The following is an 18,552-nucleotide window of genomic DNA, read 5'->3' as shown; positions in this document are numbered from 1 at the left end:
TTATTAAAAGTTGTATCATCAGTACCAGTTGCTTCTCCACCTGTTGAAGTCATTTCAGTATTAGCTACCAAGAGACCTGTAGTCTCATCCTTTGTAACTGTTACTTTAACTACAACAGTCATTTCGTCGTAGTCTACATCAGGTTTGCTACCCTTCACTTCTTTAACTGTGTAGTTGTATACGCCAACTTTATCGAATGACAATTCACTGAAGTTAACTTTTCCATCAGCCTTGTTAGTAACAGTTTCATTTACATTATTATCACCGGTCAATATGAAGCTAAAGTCACCAGCATTCAATGTTCCATTTGAGAGAGACTTATTGAACTCAAGATTTACCTTAACTGGAGATGATTTGAAAGTGTTGTTGAACTCTGTATCTGCTGGAAGTGTTGCTACAGCAGTAAGTGCATGACCATCTTTAGTGACAGTAACTGTAACCTCTGCCTTCATTGGGTCATAACTCATTCCTGCTTCTGAACCTGCTACTTCTTCTACAGTGTACTTATGCACGCCAACTTCATTGTTCTTGTATGTGAGCGCATCGAAGGCTACTTTACCTGAAGCATCATTGGTCTTCGTTTGGAGAACTTGACCGCTCGCATCTTTCAAGACAAAACTGAACTCACCGTCTTTAAGAGTGCGTCCGGAAAGAACTTTACTAAAGTCAAATTGCGCTGTCACTGGCGCTACCGCATAGTTGTTAAAGGTCTTATCATCTGTACCAGTTGCTTCGCCACCTGTTGAGGTCATCTCTGTTTTTGCTGTTAACAGACCTGTTTCCTCATCTTTCGATACAGTTACTTTCACTGCAATCGTCATATCATCGTAGTCTACATCTGGTTTATCACCCTTCACCTCTTTTACTGTGTAGTTGAAAACACCAACATGATCAAATGATAAGTCACTGAAAGTAATTTTCCCATCAGCTTTGTTAGTAACTGTTTCATTAACATTGTTATCACCAATCAGTGTAAAGCTGAAATCCCCCGCATTTAGACTACCATTGGATAGGACTTTGTTAAATTCTAGACCTACTTTTACTGGGGAAGGAGTATAGGTGTTATTGAATTCGGTGTCCATTGGCATAATTGTATGAGCTATGTACGAATTACCATCTTCATCTACTGTGATACTCACTTCTGCTTTCATTGCATCGTAGTTAATACCTGCTTCCGTACCTGGTACTTCTTCAACCGTATAGTGATAAACACCAGCATGGTTAAATAACTGTGGAATAAAAGTAATATGGCCAAAACTATCATTTTTTTGTGTATCAACCACATTACCACTTTGGTCAACTAGATTAAAGGTGAACTCACCAGCCGTTAACTTTCTTCCTTCAAGACGTTTTGTAAACGCTAAATCAACCCTTGCTGGTTGTTTTGCCTTTGAAGCTGAACCTGAACCACCTGCTTTAAATGCAAAAGTTGCTTGGTAACTTTGTTCTTCACCAGTGTTGTAAGTGATTTTGATATTATTACCGTGTTTTTCTTGTAACTCCTCATTGGTATTAGGTACATTTTTTAATCGCGTCATATAGCGAACATAAACAAGCTCATTCAATTGCGCTATCTTAAAAGAAAAACCAGTTGGGCTTTCTTTGATATTTTCCAATAATTGAATTGCATTACCTTTGGAAACCCATGGAGTAATTGACTGAACTCTTTCAGCTCTAAGAGCTTTACCGTTCCATAAATCTACATTATCTGAAGGAATAGATGTCGCATGTCCTAAACGCCAAGTTTCTTTCGTTTTAGTATCAAATTCATCCAAAACAGGATCTCCGTCTTGAACTAGGACTTGGTCATCTGGAAGCGTATCAATTAGTTGGTAATTTGTCAAAACTTGAGGAGCTACCAAACTACCTGAGTTTAGACGGATAGTCCATCTGATTAGTTCAGGATGACCAGTTACTGCTTCACCATATTTTGTTACCTTTGTTTTTTCTACCGGTACAGGAGCACTCTCCGGACCTACTGTTACTGTAATTTTTCGTCCACTAAAATTGAGTTCTGTTGGAACATTTGGTTTAACATATGATTTCCAACCGGTACTAAAGGTTAAGGTAAATTGTTTTGCAATTTTGTTTTTCTCATAGTAATCTGTAAAAGTAGTTATCACTTTATTACTGATTGAATCTAGAAAAGCATTACCTATTATTTCACCACTAGGACCAGTTACATCATAATGCAAACTTGTAGGAATTCTAATTGCATCGGGAATATCAACAACGATTTTATCATTTTGTTTTATCTCTAATTCATCAGGTAGTTCCATATGAATGACTGTTTCCGCAGGAGCATATAGACTGTTCCCATTTGGAAAATTGACTTCAACATTAGGATTTTTCACAGTAATTGTGTCACCGGTTTTTTCATAAGTTGTTGTACCACCTGATGAAGGCAATTCTCTTTTAGACCGTCTTGACCTAGTTGTAGGTTGTGATTCAGTTTTTTTCTCGCTAGCTACAGGCACAGAGCCTTCGGCACTGGCTTTTGAAGTTGGAGAAGCTGACTCAGCTGGTGCAACACTAGTGCTAGCTGGTGTTGCAACTTCATTTGATTGTTTTTCAGTCTTTTCCCCTTTAACCACATGTGCAGGGGCTTCGGCACTAACTTGTGAAGTTGGAAGGGCTGATTCACTCGGCGTAACACTAGTGCTAGCTTGCGTTACAACTTCATTTGCTTCAAGACCAGATTCCTTGTGTCTCTCGCCTTGATTCTCTTGTGCAACAACTGAAATTTGTGAATCTGTATTATTCTTCACTTCGTCCGCATAAACGTTTCCTTCCACAAATACCAGTGTTGATAACAACACAGAAGCAACCCCGATAGTGTACTTTCTAATAGAAAAACGTTCTTTAGAGTCGGAAAATATATTTTTCATGCTTTTTTATCCCCAGTTAGTGTTATTAGTTTGTTTAAATTGTATAACATTCGTTTTCGGAGGCAAATATTTAAAACTTTCTTCCATTGTAGTACATTTAAAATAAAAGTTCAATACTTTATTGCTGCTTTTGTCAAAAAAACTCCCCTATAATTCTGCGTTGTGTAATTTTTGTAAAACTCATTTGAAAGTTACAATATTTATTTTCCAAATAGAAAAAAGGAAGGGCAAAAATGTCCAACCTTTAATATATAGTTATCAAACCAGTTGATTGTTCATTGGGCTACCTTGAACAAGTAGATAAAACTTGAGAAGCAAATTACCTAGGTCATCATTTTCTTTTTTAGATCAGAAAAGTAGCTAATGGACGAACCGAATATCTCATATCTACGATGAATCAAACGGGCCACTAGAAGAATTAATCCTTGCAGAAGCGAGGGGCTTTCTTATAAAGAACTATCGATTCCGTGCATACTCGATCATATCATATGGGAGAGTATTAGCACTTTCTCTTAAGGAATAACTTTCTAATTCATTGACATTTTGTCGCATACGGCGCGCTTGCTTGGCGGTAATCAGGTGTTGCGCTTCGTATTCAAAAATAATCTTACGCTCCAAATAATAGCCTCTCAACATTTCATCGATATTATTTGGTTTCACCCGGTTAATAACCCGCTCCACAAAGGCTCCACTAGTAATAATGGCCGTCTCTCTCAGACGAGATTCTTGCAGGTAAGAGATCAAACTGCTCCGATAAACCCCTTTGAGGTCTTCCAAACTTTCAATGATGATTTCCGTATTGGCCAAATAAAGGGCTGCAATCTGGTCATAATCAATAGCTTCTAACTTTCTATCTTCTCGGTTCCACCAAGTTCGAAAGCCAGAACCTAATGTTAGGATTTCATGGACCAGCAAATGCAAGATGCGGAAAGAAACCAAGAGGTAGTATGTTAGACGAGATGAAAGGTTGCGATTGACCCGTTGCTCCATATTACGAAGATAGCGTTGGTAGACGCGGTAGCCCCGCTCGCGCATCTTTCCTTCTTCGTAGGCTTGTTCCAAGCCGTCACTTTCAATACTCAAAATCAAGAGCTTCAGCTGTTCCCAGTCCTTTTGAATGAGCTTGTTTTCTTGGCTTAGAATCAAATTTTCAATCCGACCATGGTAGTTATCAATCGCCGCATACAAGGGACCCTTGTGCTTACTACTCTTTAGGTCTGCTTCTAATTCCATGACGACATCATTTAAAATCGCGATCTGCATCAGGTAGTCATTAGTTTCTTCCTTATCTTCTGATAATTTTGGAAGTACCACTAAGCCAGCAATAAAGCTGACAAGGGTAACTCCTGCCACTAAAAAGAGTAGGACGGGGTATTCTTTTTCGATTTTGGTTGGAATCAAAAGAATTGTCGCAATCGAAACTGTTCCCTTCACACCCGAAAAGGTCAGCAATAAAGCATCTTTTAGATAATTTCTCAATGATTTTTTTAGTCGAACTGTTCGGAACCAATAAAAGAGGTAAACCATGACAAAACGAATTAAAAAGAGCAAGGCTGTCAAAAGAAAGACAGAAAGAACTAAAAGAAGATTGTTGTAAATGGGACTACTTAAGATGGGCTTGGCGATCATTTCTAGTTCCATTCCCAAAATCACAAAGACCGACCCATTTAAGATAAAGTTGACCGTATTCCAGACGGTATGGCTCACAGTATCCACCCGGGCTTCAAGAAGGGTAATGTGCTTAAAGCGACTGGCTTTTAGGATCCCTGACACGACCACAGCGATGATACCAGACACATGGAGTTCTTCTGCTAAGAAAAAAGTCAATAACGGGAGACTCAATTCTAATAACAATTCACTGGCAATATCACTGGCACGAACACTCAAGAGTAACTTTTGCAGCCATCGATTCACAAAGGCTGTCAAGATTCCCACTATAAATCCTCCAATAATGGAGAGACCTAAGGAAAGGCCTGCTTTTCCCAGGGAGAAACTCCCGGTTGCAAGGGCCGTCAAGGCCACTCGAAAGGCAATCAAACCAGAGGCGTCATTTAGTAAACCTTCCCCTTTTAAGATATTCGAAACCCGCTTTGGAAAGGTAAAGCGCTCAGACAGAGAAGCAAAAGCTACTAAATCCGTCGGTCCTAGGGCCGCACCCACTGCCATACAGGCTGCTAAAGGAAGGCTCAGCCACAAGGAATGGGCAGCCCAACCCAGACTAATGGTTGAGATAAAAATCACTGGGAAAATCAAATAGAGAATGATGCGCCAGTGTTTTAAGACAGAAGTAATATCTGCTTCTTCTGCCTCCCGAAATAAAAGAGGACCAATGACCAATGCCAGAAATAGCTCGGTATCCAGATGAAAATTTTTTTCTGGAATAAAGAGGGCCCAACCAATCCCCAATAAGATTTGGAGCAAGGGCAGGGGAAGACTCGGCACAAGCTTATTGGTGGCATTTGAGGCGATCAAAATCATCGAAAAGATCACTGCATAAAGGAGTAGTTCCATGGCACTCCTCCCTAGCGTTCTTGGCAGCAGGTCTCAAATTGCTGTTTCAACTCCGCAATCTTTTGCTCTGTCTTGCTTACGTCCTTGTGCTCAATCTTCTTTTGGCAGCGTTCCATCTCAAGCGAAACCAATTTCTTTTTTATTTTAAGCATTTTTTTGGTCATATGGGCTTCGTCAAAAAAACCTGTTTCTCGCTCGTGGATGGTCGATTCAACAAAATGGTGTCTCAATCCTTCAATTTTATTTTTTAAATATTCTTTATCCATGACGATAGCTTTCTAATTTTTCAATCATGACCAAAAACGGTGGTTGGTTTACTTGATTCAGTGTCCGGTAGATGGTCGCTGTGTAATCTTTTTGAGGGAGCTGACTGACAAAATCTAGCACTGCATCACGCTCGATGTCTCCTCCCTCATGACCATAATAGATCATCAAAGCCATTCGACCACCTTTTTCTAGGCGAGCACAGATTTTTTCCATCGCTTCAATAGTAGTAGCCGGAAGAGTAATGACCGATTTATCCGCAGATGGCAGATAACCTAGATTAAAAATAGCTGCTTTGAGAGTCTCCACATATTGGTCCACATGCTGGTGGCCATCTAAAATCAACTGAACATGCCGAAGCCCCAACTTTTCCAATCTTTCTTGGGTATTTACAAGGGCCTGCTCTTGGATATCAAAGGCATAGACCTGGCCTGCTAGTTTGGCTAAAAAAGCCGTATCATATCCATTTCCCATGGTGGCATCCACCACCACATCTTCTTTGGTGATGACTTCTGCTAAAAATTGATGGGCCATTTCAAGTGGTCGAAGCATTGGCACTCTCCTTTTCTTCTAGCTTACATCCTTGGGTACTTCCACGACGACGCATTTCAGTTTCAATAGCGTTTAGAACTTCCCATTTGTTGAGGCTCCACATAGGGCCAATCAACATATCCCGTGGTGCATCTCCTGTAATCCGGTGGATGACAATATGTTTGGGGATAATCTCTAACTGGTCACAGATGACCTTGACATATTCTTCCTGGCTCATGAGTTGGAGGCGCCCTTCATGATAGTCTCGTTGCATGCGTGTATTGGTCATCAAATGCAAGAGGTGCAACTTGATCCCATCAATTTCATTATCGGTCACACAACGGCGAACATTTTCAACCATCATCTCATGTGTTTCACCCGGAAGGCCATTGATCAAATGGGACACGATCTCAGCCTTCGGCACCTGTTGACGAATCCGCTTGACTGTTTCCACATAGAGGTCATAACTATGGGCCCGATTGATTAATTGAGACGTCGCTTCATAAGTCGTCTGAAGCCCCAACTCAATCGTCACATGCATGCGCTCGGTCAGCTCTGCTAGATAGGCCAAGGTATCATCTGGTAAACAATCCGGACGCGTACCGATGTTGATTCCTACTACTCCTGGTTCATTGATGGCCTGCTCATAACGCTCTCGAATGACGTCCACCTTATCGTGGGTATTGGTGAAATTTTGAAAATAGACCAGGTACTTCTTCACATCCGGCCATTTCCGATGCATAAAATCAATCTCTTTGTAAAATTGTTCTCGAATCGGAGCTTCTGGGGCCACAATGGCATCTCCTGAACCTGAGACCGTGCAAAAAGTACAGCCACCATGGGCGACTGTTCCGTCACGATTAGGACAATCAAAGCCAGCATCAATAGGGACTTTAAAGGTCTTTTCTCCAAATAAGGTTCGATAATAATCATTCAAGGTATTGTAGGATTTCATACCCTTCATTATAGCAAAAAAAGAATCGAACTCAAAACGCGAGTCCAACTCCTAGTTGTTAGTTATTTTTGCTTCCCTGTAAAGCGCCATTGAAACCGCAAGCGATCGTACAAGGGGTACTCAAATTGCAAGACAGCAAGGCCCAAAATCATACTGCCGAGAACGTCTGATGGATAGTGGACCCCGACATAAATACGGGAGACCACAATGGTCACAATTCCCAGAACCAGCAAGCCTTGAAGACAATAGCGGGCTGTTTTATGTTTTACATGCTGGCCGATCACGAGGATCAAGCTTCCCAAAACAAGGGTAGACGCCAGTGAATGACCACTTGGAAAAGAAAAGCCTTTTTCCTCTACTAGATGAAGAATACTTGGTCTCGGTCTCTGGTAGATATTCTTTAGAAGAAGAACCAAAAGACCAGTCAATACCAGATTGCTCCCCAGAAAGAGGGCTTCGCTGTACCATTTCTTATAGGCAAAGATCGCCAGCAGAAGACCCACCCAGATGACAATGATCTTGGTATCCATGACGTGGGTTACCTTGGTAAAGAAGGCTGTCAGTGGTGCAGGCAGATCCCCCCGAATAGCAGATTGAATCGCGCTATCAAATCCCGTTAATTGTTGCGGGTAGAAACGAATCACATACCCGAGAATGACAAAAATGAGAAGGGCGAAGCTTGCCTTCGCCCAATGTTGTTGTTTATTTTTCATATTTTTTCAAAATCGGTTGCAATAAGGTGTAGATCAATCCAAATGCGATGGCCCAAATCACTCCTTCGATCAGGTTAAACGGTGCAACCATTGCGGCTAAATAGTGGACAAGCCCTAGTGTTTTCGAAATATCATAGTTCATAAAGCGAGCATACAAAGGGATTGCATAGACATAGTTCACCAATACCATCGTGATACTCAAGCTGATCGTTCCAATAATCGTAGCCAGGACAAATCGGCCATGGGTCCGTTCCTTGTTCCAAATCCATGCAAAAGCAAGGACAAAAACAAGAACTCCAATGATATTGATTGGTAGTCCGATCAAGGTTTCAAGCCCCTTATTATTAAGAGCTAATTTAAGAACAGATCGGATCAAGGTCACCCAAACAGCACTTTTAAAATCCAACAAGACCAAAGCCAACAAAATGGCGATGATACTCAAATCAATTTTGAAGAAATCTATCAAGAAAGAAAATTGATAGAACATCAAAATAAAAGATAATGCGGATAAAACAGCCACTAGGGTCAGTTTACGTGTATTTGTCATAACAGGTTCCTCCAATTTTTTAAAAATTAGAGAAGCTGGAAAGACGTCTACCCCATCATTCTACTCTAAACTATTTAAACAAAGCTTAAACTAGAGAACATTCTAGTCACTTTAGCTGGTCCCCATTGAAAAACACCGCTAGTCAATCATAGCACCTAACGTTTTATTCCTATGTATCAGCTCTAAACAGATCAGAATAGCTGTCAGTCTATTCGTCTCTCGTCTTCTCCCATCCAGACTATACTGTCGGTTGTGGAGTCACACCACATCAGCTTGCGCTCGCGGACTTCTTTTAGAGTATGGAAATGGAGATTTTTCTTTTAAACGATACGACAAGCTGCAGGCATAACTTCTCGTTAAGCAAAGCTTGGCAACAAAGTATAAAAGGAAAAGAACATTTCCTAGTAAAAGTCACCGCCGGTCGGGAATCTCACCCTGCCCTGAAGACCTTTTTATGATAACAAAAAAAACTTGCCTAGGCAAGTTTTTGTAACGTCATGGATGACGTCGTTCGGATGTTTGGTTTTTATCGGCTATTTGAGCTTATCTTGTTCATACCGATGTGTTAACTCAAGCCCTTTGAATCCCTGCTGGCGGAGCGCCTCATAGACAATCATGCAGACGGTATTGGAGACATTTAAACTACGAACATGCTCGTCATTCATCGGAATGCGAATAGCCTTCTCCTCGTGCTGGCGCATAAAATCTTCCGGCAATCCTTTATCCTCGCGTCCAAACAAGAAATAATGGGATTTCCCATCCTGATAAGAAACGTCCGAATAAGTCTGATTTGCAAACTTGGACACCAAGTGCACCTGACCGTCACGCGCTGCTTCCATAAACTCTTCTAAGCTATCATAGAAACGGACATCCAGCTTGTCCCAGTAATCGAGTCCTGCTCGCTTCATCTTGCGATCATCGATCGGAAAAGCCATGGGACGAATAATATGTAAGGGGGAATTGGTTGCCGCACAGGTCCGTGCAATATTGCCCGTATTTTGTGGAATCTGAGGTTGGAACAAGACGATGTTGTTTTGAGCCGCTGACTCTTGGTAGTCCAGTTCTTCAATATTCATACTCGATCTCTTTCTGATAAAAAAATAGCCACACTGCCCGGAGTCAAGCTCAGCAAACAGCGTGGTTACAGCTTCATTAACTTAACTCACAACAGGTTTGAGGTAAATCAACGAAGGTACTTTTTAAGTATATCACTTTTGAAGCTCCTGTCAATAGTTTTTTTAGATTTTTTTAAGAAACTTTATCAAAGTTTTCGTTCCCTCCTCATTCTTCTATTTTGACAATTTTTCCCACTTGTTCTTAGCTTGGTAAGATTCCTCCAGAAAGTCCTTAAAATAGATGAATTTTTCTTGAAAATAGAGTATGATAGAAGCATACTCTGGAGGTAATCTATGAAAATTATTGTTGTTGGTGGAGGAAAGGTCGGAACGGCCCTTTGTCGTTCTCTCGTTGCTGAAAACCACGATGTTATTTTGATCGAAAAAGACGAATCCGTTCTTAACCATATTACCAAACGGTTTGATATCATTGGGATTTTAGGAAATGGCGCAAACTTCAAGATCTTGGAGCAAGCAGATGTTGAAGACTGCGATATCTTCATTTCCATGACCGAGTACGACGAAGTGAACATGGTTTCTGCTGTTTTAGCTAAAAAAATGGGAGCCAAAGAAACCATCGTTCGGGTGCGGAATCCGGAATATTCCAATTCCTACTTCAAGGAAAAAAATATCTTGGGCTTCTCCCTGGTTGTCAATCCTGAATTGCTGACAGCTCGTTATATTGCTAATATCATTGACTTCCCAAATGCCCTTTCTGTGGAGCATTTTGCAAACGGCCGTGTTGCCTTGATGGAATTTAAGATCAAGCCAGATAGCAATCTCTGCAATATAAGCCTATCCCAATTCCGAAAGAAATACGGAAATGTCATTGTTTGTGCGATCGAGCGTGGCAATGAACTCACGATTCCAAATGGAGACTTTGTTTTGCAGCCCCAAGACAAGATTTTCGTGACAGGAAATCGGATCGAGATCGTTCTCTTCCACAACAATGTCCGACCTCAAGTCATTAAGAGCATGATGATGATTGGTGCCGGAAAAATTGCCTACTATCTGCTCAATATTCTCCAGGATGTGCGTCGCAAAATCGATCTCAAGGTCATCGAGGTCAATCGCGAACGAGCTGAATTCTTTAGCCAAGAATTCCCTGACCTCTATGTCGTCCATGGAGACGGAACCGCTAAAGACATTCTTTTAGAAGAGAGTGCCAATAACTTTGATGCTGTGGCTACTTTGACAGGGGTCGATGAAGAAAATATCATCACCTCCATGTTCTTGGATTCTGTCGGAGTCAAAAAGAACATTACCAAAGTCAACCGAACCAGTCTGTTGGAGATCATTGGCGATCAGGATATGACCAGTATTGTCACTCCAAAACGCATCGCTGTAGACACCATTATGCACTTTATTCGCGGGCGCTACAATGCACAGTTCTCAAACCTAGAAGCCTTGCACCATGTCGCAAACGGCCGGATTGAGACCTTGCAGTTTCAAATTAAGGAAGACAACAAACTAACCCAATATCCCCTCTCTGAATTGAAATTGAAGAAGGGCGTTTTGATCGCTGCCATTATTCGAAACGGCAAGGCTATTTTCCCGAATGGGGATGACCGTTTGATGGTAGGGGATCGGATTATCGTGACCACCTTGATTCAAAATGTCACTAAAATCTACGATCTACTTGAGAGGTAAGCCTGATGAATAGAAGCATGATTCGTTACCTCTTATCCAAACTCCTCTTAATCGAGGCAGGTCTCCTAATCGTTCCCCTAGTGGTCGCTACAATCTATCGGGAACCTGCCAAGGTCTTTGTCTCTATTGGAGCAACCATGGCCATCCTACTTGCGTTTGGCCTCCTTGGTAGTTTTCACAAACCTAAGGATTTTCACATCTATGCTAAGGAAGGAGTCCTGATTGTAGCACTTTGTTGGATCCTATGGTCCTTCTTTGGTGCCCTTCCCTTTGTCTTTTCGGGCCAAATTCCAAACATTATCGATGCCTTCTTTGAAGTCAGCTCCGGCTTTACAACAACAGGGGCAACGATTTTAGACGATGTGGGTGTCCTCAGCCACTCTCTCCTCTTTTGGCGTAGTTTTACCCACTTGATAGGTGGGATGGGAGTATTGGTCTTTGCCCTTGCGATTATGGACAATAACAAGAACAGCCACCTTGAAGTCATGAAGGCAGAGGTTCCTGGTCCAGTGTTTGGCAAGGTCGTTTCCAAATTAAAAAACACGGCTCAAATTCTCTACTTCTTGTACTTGGGTTTGTTCTTCCTCTTTGTGGTTCTTTATTTCCTTGCTGGCATGCCCCTGTATGATAGTTTCGTCATCGCCATGGGGACGGCTGGTACTGGGGGCTTTACCGTCTTTAACGATGGGATTGCCCACTACAATAGTAGTTTGATCACCTATTTGGTCAGTATCGGGGTCTTAGTCTTCGGGGTTAACTTTAACCTCTACTACTTCCTCATGATTCGAAAATTCAAGGCCTTCTTTAAAGATGAGGAATTGCGGACCTACATTACTATTGTAATCCTATCTAGCGTATTGATTGCCTACAATTGCCTTCACCTTTATGCTAATGTTGCGAAGAGCTTTGAGATTTCCTTCTTCCAAGTGTCCAATATCATCACCACCACCGGTTTTGGTTATGGGACAACGGAAAAATGGCCTCTTTTCTCACAATTTATCCTCTTGATGCTGATGGTGGTCGGTGGGTCTGCTGGCTCGACCGCTGGGGGGCTAAAAGTCATTCGGTGCTTGACCTTATGGCGAATAGCAAAAAATCAGGTTCTTTCGACCTTGTCTCCAAATCGCGTTTTGACCTTGCATGTCAACGATACGGTACTCGATAAGGATACCCAGCATCAGATCCTCAAGTACTTTACAATATACAGTTTTATTACGATCGGCTTACTCTTTGTAGTGAGTCTAGACAATAATAGCTTCATGACGGTTGTCAGTGCTGTCTTTAGTTGTTTCAACAATATTGGACCTATGATTGGTACGGGTCAAACCTTCTCCATCTTTAGTCCGATTTCAAAACTGTTACTTTCCTTAGCCATGATTGCCGGACGGCTTGAAATCTATCCAATGATTCTGCTCTTCCTTCCTAAAACATGGTCTAAACGCTGATAGACAGCTCTTGTACAAAAAATGAGAGTGGGACAGAAATCGGTAATTCGTTAGAATTCGATTTCGTCGTCCCACCTCCGCACAGTTGAGTAGGGCTGTAAAAGCTGATGAAATCAGCGTAGTAGAGCCCACTCAACCACTGCGTCTTGCTCGACACTCCAAAAACAGAAATGAGGCTAGGACTTTTGTCCTAGCCTCATTTCTGTTTATTTGTGATCGTCCTATTTTGATTATTCATTTCGTCTCAGACTAAAGTGGTCTGGCAGAGGGTCTGGTCCCGCTTGGGTACCCGGATGGCATCGCAAGATTCTCGCAACCCCCATCAAGACACCTTTCACACCAAAGCGTTCAATCGCTTGGATCATATAATTGGAACAGGTCGGTTGAAAACGACAAGAAGGCGGAAATAGGGGAGAGATCCATTTTTGATAGCCTCTGACCATAGCAATCAGGATTTTTTTCATGATTTTTTAGATTTAGTCACTGCTAGGTTGTGCAACTGGCTAATTTCTTTTTTGTTCAAGCGACGGTATTCACCCGGACGAAGTCCTGAGACATCTAGGTTTCCAAACTGGGTTCGGGAGAGTTTGTCCACTAAAAGTCCTACAGCTTCAAACATCTTTTTGACCTGGTGGTTGCGCCCTTCATGAATGGTCAACTGAACCACTGAACGGTTCTTTTCAACATCCACTTTTAAGATCTCATAAGTCGCTGGCTTGGTTTTCTTGCCATCAATGGTCACCCCTCGTGTTAAGGGACGCAAATTTTCCTTATTGGCAATCCCTTTGACCCGCGCCACATAGACCTTATCAATCTCATTACGTGGGTGAATCATCTCATCTGTAAAATCACCATCATTGGTCAAAATCAAGACACCAGATGTATCCCAGTCTAAACGTCCTACTGGATAGATGCGCTCTGGCACTTGAGATAAAAGGTCAACGACTGTTGTCCGCCCTTTATCATCAGAAACACTAGAGATGACGCCACGTGGCTTATTTAAAAGATAGTAGACCTTTTCTTCGTTATAGATTGGAGTGCCTTCTACTTCAACCTGATCACCGGTCTTAATAATGGTCGCTAATTCACGCACAACTTGGCCATTGACCGTCACCAATCCTTGCTTGATTAGTTCTTCGGCCTTGCGACGACTAGCCACGCCTGCATGGGCAATATATTTGTTAATTCTCATCTAGTTCCTCTGTTCTCTCTGAAAATAATTGACCTTCCTCTGGATCGATGTCCACTTCCTCAACCTTTGGTAATTCCTCCAAATGATTGATTCCCATATAATCCAAAAAATACTCCGTTGTGACATACAAATTGGGACGCCCGAGGACTTCTTTTTTCCCATCCTCTCGGATCAGATCAAATGACAGTAGTTTGGTAATGGCACCGCTGGAATTGACACCCCGAATATCATCGACCTCCACACGGGTGATCGGTTGCTTATAAGCAATGATTGATAAGGTTTCGAGGGCAGCCCGAGACAAACTTTGGTTCATGGGCGTTCTAGAATAGTCTCGTAAAACCGAAGCGTAGTCTGCCTTTGTCACCAATTTATAACGGGAAGCTGTCTCCATCAAACAGAGACTCGTATCTGTGTCCTCCTGGTATTTTTGGCTTAATTTTTCTAAACTTTGCACCACACCTGTCGGAGGTAAAGAGAGAAGGTCTGCGATTTGTCTGGCAGTAATTCCTTCTTCACCCGCTACAAATAAGAGTGCTTCAATTTCAGCTAATTTGCTCATGTTCAATCCTATTTAAGTAAATTTCTCCAAAAGCCCTATCCTGGATCACCGTTACTTCTTGAATCTTGATCAATTCAAGGGTTGCAAGAAATAGAGTAATGACCTCTTGGAGATCCGTTGCTTCTAGAAACAAGTCCTGCAAGAGAACTTGTGAGCGATCGTGGAATCGGTGACGCAGCTGGTCCATCAGATCCTCAATCTTGTATTCATCCTTTACAATGGTTGTATGGTTCTGGCGGAATTCTTCTTTTTTCTTGGTCAATAGTTTTGAGAAAGCCAAGAAGAGATCCACCGTGGTGCGATCATGAAGTAATTCGGTATCGTCATAAATCAATTCCATCTTTGGTTTTGAATAATAGAGGGCGCGCTCCTCGTGCTGTGAGGCCATCAACTCTCCTAATTGCTTGAAAGTACGGTACTCTTCCAATTGAGAAAGGAGGTCCTGCTCGAGATCCCCTGCTTCATCCATCTCCTCTGCAACCTTAGGAAGAAGTCTTCGACTCTTGATCAAGGTTAGTTGACTAGCCATCAGCATGTATTCTCCTGCTACCTCTAGTTTCATAGCCTGGAGGGTCGCCAGATAAGCCAGATACTGTTCGATCACCTCAATCAAGGGGACCTCATAAATATCCATCTGGTATTTAGAGACCAAGTGGAGCAAGAGGTCCAAAGGCCCTTCAAAATCTTTAATTTTAATATCCATTATTTATATTTTTCTAATGTCACCATGGTTTTTAGGCCCAATTCACGTGCAATACTAAAAAGATCCACACCGAGTTCTCGTTGTTTCAAAATATACTGCTCACGAATCGATTGTGCCGAAAGATCTTGATTACCTTTTTCGATCAAGAAGGCTTCTAATTGTCGGAATCCCCACTGACGGGAGTAGGATTTTCCTTTATTATCAAAGAGATAAACACCATCTAGGAAGAGTTGCAATTCATCCAGTAACGGCTCTGGAACCTTTAAAACCCGTTTTTGGCCATCTTTGCCCACTCGAATGACATGAAAGTCCAGCTGAATATCTTCGACTTTGACTTGGAGGATCTCACTTGGCAATAAGCCCATCTCCAGAATCAACAAGGCCATCAAGCGTCCCTGAGGGTTGGTTGATTCTTCCCAAAAATGGGTCAGATCCAACAATTCCCGATCATGGGTTTTGGCCGGTTGAATTTTAGGCAATACCAAACGATGGTATTCAGAAATAAAGCGTTCTTGATACAAATAATATAAAAATTGGTTGACGGCAGATAATTTTCGTTTTTGAACCGCCGGTTTAAAATCTTTAATCGAAGCTTGGTAAATTCTCAAATTTGTCGGCGTCACTTTCCCATGGATCGACTCAATAAACTGATCCAAATCATAGAAATAGGCAGACTGAGAATTTTCACTTAATTCTTTTTGATCAATAAAACTTGCAATAAATTCTTTCATTTTGGAATCATCTCGTATTCATTTGAAAAATCATGCATTAGCGAATTGATGGCTTTAAGAATCGATTTCCGTGTAATAATCCCTTGGAAATAGCCTTCTTCATCCACCACCGAAAGGAAGGAGTCATCCACCAACTTGTGCAGGACTTCTGTCAAATTGAAGTCTAAGCCGATGACCCCGACCTCTTTTTTTGCAACGTCTACGATATCCATCGAGGCAAAAGTCTCCTCAGGAATCTCGTGTTTCAATTGATAAGATAGAATATCCGTTAGGGAGATCGTCCCCACAAACTTGCGTTCATCCGTCACTACTGGAATACGACTATAGCTAATCTGGCTCAACAACAAGACAGCATGGTCTACATTGTGGTTATCAATCAAGACCGCTAAATTTTTGGCTGGAGTTAAGAACGTCTCTTCCTGCGCCAGCAAGAAACGTTCAAATTCCTTTGCTATCATCTGCTAAACTCCTTTGTCAATTCAGGATACAACTCATGATCTCGCGTATAATACTCTACCTTGAAGTTCGAATCAGTTATCTCTATCTTAGCATACAAGCACTCTCGAATCAGACCGCGTGGCTGGCTGATCGATCCAGGATTCACAAAGAGGGTTCTTCCTTCCTTCCAAGCATCTGGGATATGAAGGTGGCCGTAAAGACAGATATCTGCTTCTTCCTCTTGGGCCCACAGATCCAATTTTTGAAAACTAAAATTGATCTGGAAGAGATGCCCATGGGTCTGGATGATTCGTGTTGGCCCTAGTTGGGTCACCAAGCGTTCTGGATAGCCATCATAAAAATCCATGTTTCCTTGGACAACGTGAATCCCTTCCCAGACAGGATCATCACTTTTTAGTTCAGAATCCCCATTGTGAAAGATCCCATCGACCTTGCCTAGATATTTGTCTTTAATTGCTTCTACGATGGAACGGTCTCCATGCGAGTCACTCATCACGATGATTGTTTGCTTTGCCATGATGGAAATACCTCCAATAACTTTTTAACAGCTAAAGCACGATGCGATTGTGTATTTTTTTCTTCAAGTGTTAATTCAGCGGCAGCACGGCCCGTTTCCCCAACTAAGAAGAGTGGATCATAGCCAAACCCGTTTTCACCCTTAGGTTCAAAATTAATATACCCTGGCCAATCAGCTTCAACCACCAAGCTTTCCTTGCCTGGCCTTGCAACCACCAAGGTCGTATGGAACTGGGCTGAACGGTCTTTCAAGTCAAAGACCATGGCCAATTCGTGCAACAATTTCGCATTGTTTTCCGCATCTGTCGCACCAACTCCCGCAAAGCGAGCTGACCAAACTCCTGGTAAGCCTCCCAAGATATCTACCTTCAAACCTGAATCATCCGCTAAGACTGTTTTCCCGGTTAGCTCTGCGATGGTTTCAGCTTTTAGGCGGGCATTCTCCTCAAAGGTCATCCCTGTTTCTTCGACTTCTGGAAGCTCTGGATACTGATTGAGGTTTTCCACTTCAAAGCCTAGCTTTTCAAACATATTACGGAATTCTTTGGTTTTTCCCTCATTTCGAGTCGCAATAAGAATCGTATCTTTGACCTTGTCTTGACCCAAGAAGGCTTCCAAATCTACCCCATCACTTGGCAAATGCAAATAGAGTAATTTCCCTTTTTCAACCAAGAGTAAGGCTCCTTGACGCTGGATAATTTCAAAAGATCTTCCCTTGACTTCATTCAAGATTTCCGTCAAAAAGGTTAGGAAACGAAAGGCTGATCCATAGCGCATCACCGATAGATTGAGAGGAAATCCTTCAGGATCCTTGGCAAAGAGAAGTTCCAGCTGGTCTAACAGAGTGGAAGCTTCCGCAGGCACTTGACTAAATTGGTTGTAGTCTGCATCTTCTCCCCATTGGGCAATATACCAATCTTGGGAATCTTTGTATTCAAATAGTTTGTCACTCATAAATTTACGTGCTCCACATTCACTGAACGTTCTAGCCATTTTTCGGCAATCGCTGCAAAGCTATTGGCATTTGCAGTGGTATAAAAGCGGTAGGTCTGCTCTAAGAGTTCGCGGCTCTTATTGAGCTCAAAATAGTTTAATAAGACGGAAATATCCCGAACACACTCCGCTCCACTATCAATCAATTTGACATCCGGTCCCATCACATTTTGAATGATTGGTTTTAACAGGGGATAATGGGTGCATCCCAAGACTAAGGTATCAACCTTTCCAACTAGTGGTTTTAGGGTTTCATAAACCACCTTTTTGGTCACACTGGATGCCAACTCGTTGGATTCCACTAAAGGAACAAACTTGGGACAAGCTAAACTGGTGACTTTCATATCTGGTGCCAGACTTTGAATCTTCTCTTTATAAATTCCAGAAGAAACCGTCATCGGTGTCCCAATGACCCCAATTTTTTGATGGGTCGTTGATTTAATGGCTGCAGAAGCTCCGGGCAAGATCACTCCCAAAACAGGAATATCAAGTTTTTCCTTGACTTCTTCCCAAACCACTGCAGTCGCTGTATTACAAGCTAAAACAATCATCTTGACATTTTTGGTCAGAAGGAAGTTCACCATCTGCCAAGTATACTCGCGAATTTGGTCTGCTGGTCTAGGACCATAAGGTGCACGCGCTGAATCTCCAATATAGACGACATCTTCGTGAGGAAGCTGACGGAGCAATTCGCGGACAACAGTCAGGCCCCCTACTCCAGAATCTAAAAAACCAATCGGTCGGTTATCCATATCTCTTCCTTCCAAAAGGAGGGACTAA

At 42.1% G+C, this 18,552-nt stretch carries 19 protein-coding genes and 1 riboswitch; of the genes, 2 read left to right on the top strand and 17 right to left on the bottom strand.

What is annotated here, in order from left to right:
• The 8 genes from ACVC7Q_RS09020 to trmL form a co-directional block, all read right to left on the bottom strand.
• Window positions 1–2,888, bottom strand: a 2,888-nt coding sequence (locus tag ACVC7Q_RS09020) for a Spy0128 family protein (RefSeq protein WP_447265615.1), incomplete at its 3' end; no start/stop codon positions are given.
• A gap of 456 nt (window positions 2,889–3,344) precedes the next feature.
• Window positions 3,345–5,399, bottom strand: a complete 2,055-nt coding sequence (locus ACVC7Q_RS09015; RefSeq protein ID WP_447265614.1) for a cation:proton antiporter — start codon at window positions 5,397–5,399, stop codon at window positions 3,345–3,347.
• Window positions 5,400–5,410: 11 nt separating this feature from the next.
• Window positions 5,411–5,665 (bottom strand): hypothetical protein, encoded by a 255-nt coding sequence (locus ACVC7Q_RS09010; RefSeq protein WP_447265613.1) that lies wholly within the window; start codon window positions 5,663–5,665, stop codon window positions 5,411–5,413.
• Entirely contained in the window at window positions 5,658–6,215 is a 558-nt protein-coding gene (locus ACVC7Q_RS09005; RefSeq protein WP_447265612.1) for a tRNA (mnm(5)s(2)U34)-methyltransferase, read from the bottom strand. Before ACVC7Q_RS09005 ends, ACVC7Q_RS09010 begins: the two co-directional genes overlap by 8 nt.
• Complete coding sequence (locus ACVC7Q_RS09000) at window positions 6,199–7,158, bottom strand: TIGR01212 family radical SAM protein (protein WP_150906422.1); 960 nt, start codon at window positions 7,156–7,158, stop codon at window positions 6,199–6,201. Before ACVC7Q_RS09000 ends, ACVC7Q_RS09005 begins: the two co-directional genes overlap by 17 nt.
• 53 nt (window positions 7,159–7,211) lie before the next feature.
• Window positions 7,212–7,862: a phosphatase PAP2 family protein gene (locus ACVC7Q_RS08995; RefSeq protein ID WP_447265611.1), complete on the bottom strand. Its 651-nt coding sequence runs from the start codon at window positions 7,860–7,862 to the stop codon at window positions 7,212–7,214.
• A complete protein-coding gene (locus tag ACVC7Q_RS08990) occupies window positions 7,852–8,409 on the bottom strand; it encodes an ECF transporter S component (protein WP_049472288.1) in 558 nt (185 codons plus the stop codon). Before ACVC7Q_RS08990 ends, ACVC7Q_RS08995 begins: the two co-directional genes overlap by 11 nt.
• A 217-nt stretch (window positions 8,410–8,626) precedes the next feature.
• Window positions 8,627–8,861: riboswitch (FMN riboswitch) on the bottom strand.
• An 81-nt stretch (window positions 8,862–8,942) separates the two neighbouring features.
• Window positions 8,943–9,485: a tRNA (uridine(34)/cytosine(34)/5-carboxymethylaminomethyluridine(34)-2'-O)-methyltransferase TrmL gene (gene trmL / locus ACVC7Q_RS08985; RefSeq protein ID WP_447265610.1), complete on the bottom strand. Its 543-nt coding sequence runs from the start codon at window positions 9,483–9,485 to the stop codon at window positions 8,943–8,945.
• A 333-nt stretch (window positions 9,486–9,818) separates the two neighbouring features.
• Here trmL and trkA point away from each other — a divergent pair, with 333 nt between their 5' ends.
• Window positions 9,819–11,174, top strand: a complete 1,356-nt coding sequence (gene trkA / locus ACVC7Q_RS08980; RefSeq protein ID WP_447265609.1) for a Trk system potassium transporter TrkA — start codon at window positions 9,819–9,821, stop codon at window positions 11,172–11,174.
• Between the two features lie 5 nt (window positions 11,175–11,179).
• Window positions 11,180–12,619, top strand: coding sequence for a TrkH family potassium uptake protein (locus ACVC7Q_RS08975; RefSeq protein WP_447265608.1), 1,440 nt, complete (start codon window positions 11,180–11,182; stop codon window positions 12,617–12,619).
• 230 nt (window positions 12,620–12,849) lie between these two features.
• On the opposite strand, the gene yidD is transcribed toward ACVC7Q_RS08975, so the two are convergent.
• Genes yidD through racE form a run of 9 tightly spaced genes read right to left on the bottom strand, consistent with a single transcriptional unit; the run spans window position 12,850 to window position 18,524 of the window.
• Complete coding sequence (gene yidD / locus ACVC7Q_RS08970) at window positions 12,850–13,083, bottom strand: membrane protein insertion efficiency factor YidD (RefSeq protein WP_447265607.1); 234 nt, start codon at window positions 13,081–13,083, stop codon at window positions 12,850–12,852.
• Window positions 13,080–13,811 (bottom strand): pseudouridine synthase, encoded by a 732-nt coding sequence (locus tag ACVC7Q_RS08965; protein WP_013904014.1) that lies wholly within the window; start codon window positions 13,809–13,811, stop codon window positions 13,080–13,082. Before ACVC7Q_RS08965 ends, yidD begins: the two co-directional genes overlap by 4 nt.
• Window positions 13,801–14,370 carry an SMC-Scp complex subunit ScpB gene (gene scpB, locus ACVC7Q_RS08960; protein ID WP_009731504.1) on the bottom strand — a complete coding sequence of 190 codons (570 nt, stop codon included), beginning with the start codon at window positions 14,368–14,370 and terminating at the stop codon, window positions 13,801–13,803. The genes ACVC7Q_RS08965 and scpB overlap by 11 nt, the downstream gene beginning before the upstream one ends.
• A complete protein-coding gene (locus tag ACVC7Q_RS08955) occupies window positions 14,354–15,073 on the bottom strand; it encodes a segregation/condensation protein A (protein ID WP_447265606.1) in 720 nt (239 codons plus the stop codon). The genes scpB and ACVC7Q_RS08955 overlap by 17 nt, the downstream gene beginning before the upstream one ends.
• Window positions 15,073–15,804, bottom strand: a complete 732-nt coding sequence (gene xerD, locus ACVC7Q_RS08950) for a site-specific tyrosine recombinase XerD (RefSeq protein WP_003005319.1) — start codon at window positions 15,802–15,804, stop codon at window positions 15,073–15,075. Before xerD ends, ACVC7Q_RS08955 begins: the two co-directional genes overlap by 1 nt.
• On the bottom strand, window positions 15,801–16,262 hold the full coding sequence (gene cbpB, locus ACVC7Q_RS08945; protein ID WP_045759761.1) for a cyclic-di-AMP-binding protein CbpB: 462 nt from the start codon (window positions 16,260–16,262) through the stop codon (window positions 15,801–15,803). Before cbpB ends, xerD begins: the two co-directional genes overlap by 4 nt.
• Window positions 16,259–16,780: a metallophosphoesterase gene (locus tag ACVC7Q_RS08940; RefSeq protein ID WP_447265605.1), complete on the bottom strand. Its 522-nt coding sequence runs from the start codon at window positions 16,778–16,780 to the stop codon at window positions 16,259–16,261. The genes cbpB and ACVC7Q_RS08940 overlap by 4 nt, the downstream gene beginning before the upstream one ends.
• Window positions 16,756–17,733: a nucleoside-triphosphate diphosphatase gene (locus ACVC7Q_RS08935; RefSeq protein WP_447265604.1), complete on the bottom strand. Its 978-nt coding sequence runs from the start codon at window positions 17,731–17,733 to the stop codon at window positions 16,756–16,758. The genes ACVC7Q_RS08940 and ACVC7Q_RS08935 overlap by 25 nt, the downstream gene beginning before the upstream one ends.
• Window positions 17,730–18,524 (bottom strand): glutamate racemase, encoded by a 795-nt coding sequence (racE, locus tag ACVC7Q_RS08930; protein WP_447265603.1) that lies wholly within the window; start codon window positions 18,522–18,524, stop codon window positions 17,730–17,732. The genes ACVC7Q_RS08935 and racE overlap by 4 nt, the downstream gene beginning before the upstream one ends.
• Between the last annotated feature and the right edge of the window lie 28 nt (window positions 18,525–18,552).

The sequence above is a fragment of the Streptococcus sp. W151 genome (genome assembly GCF_053010205.1).
The sequence above is the reverse complement of the archived record's forward strand: the minus strand, read 5'-3'. Positions and strand labels throughout refer to the sequence as shown.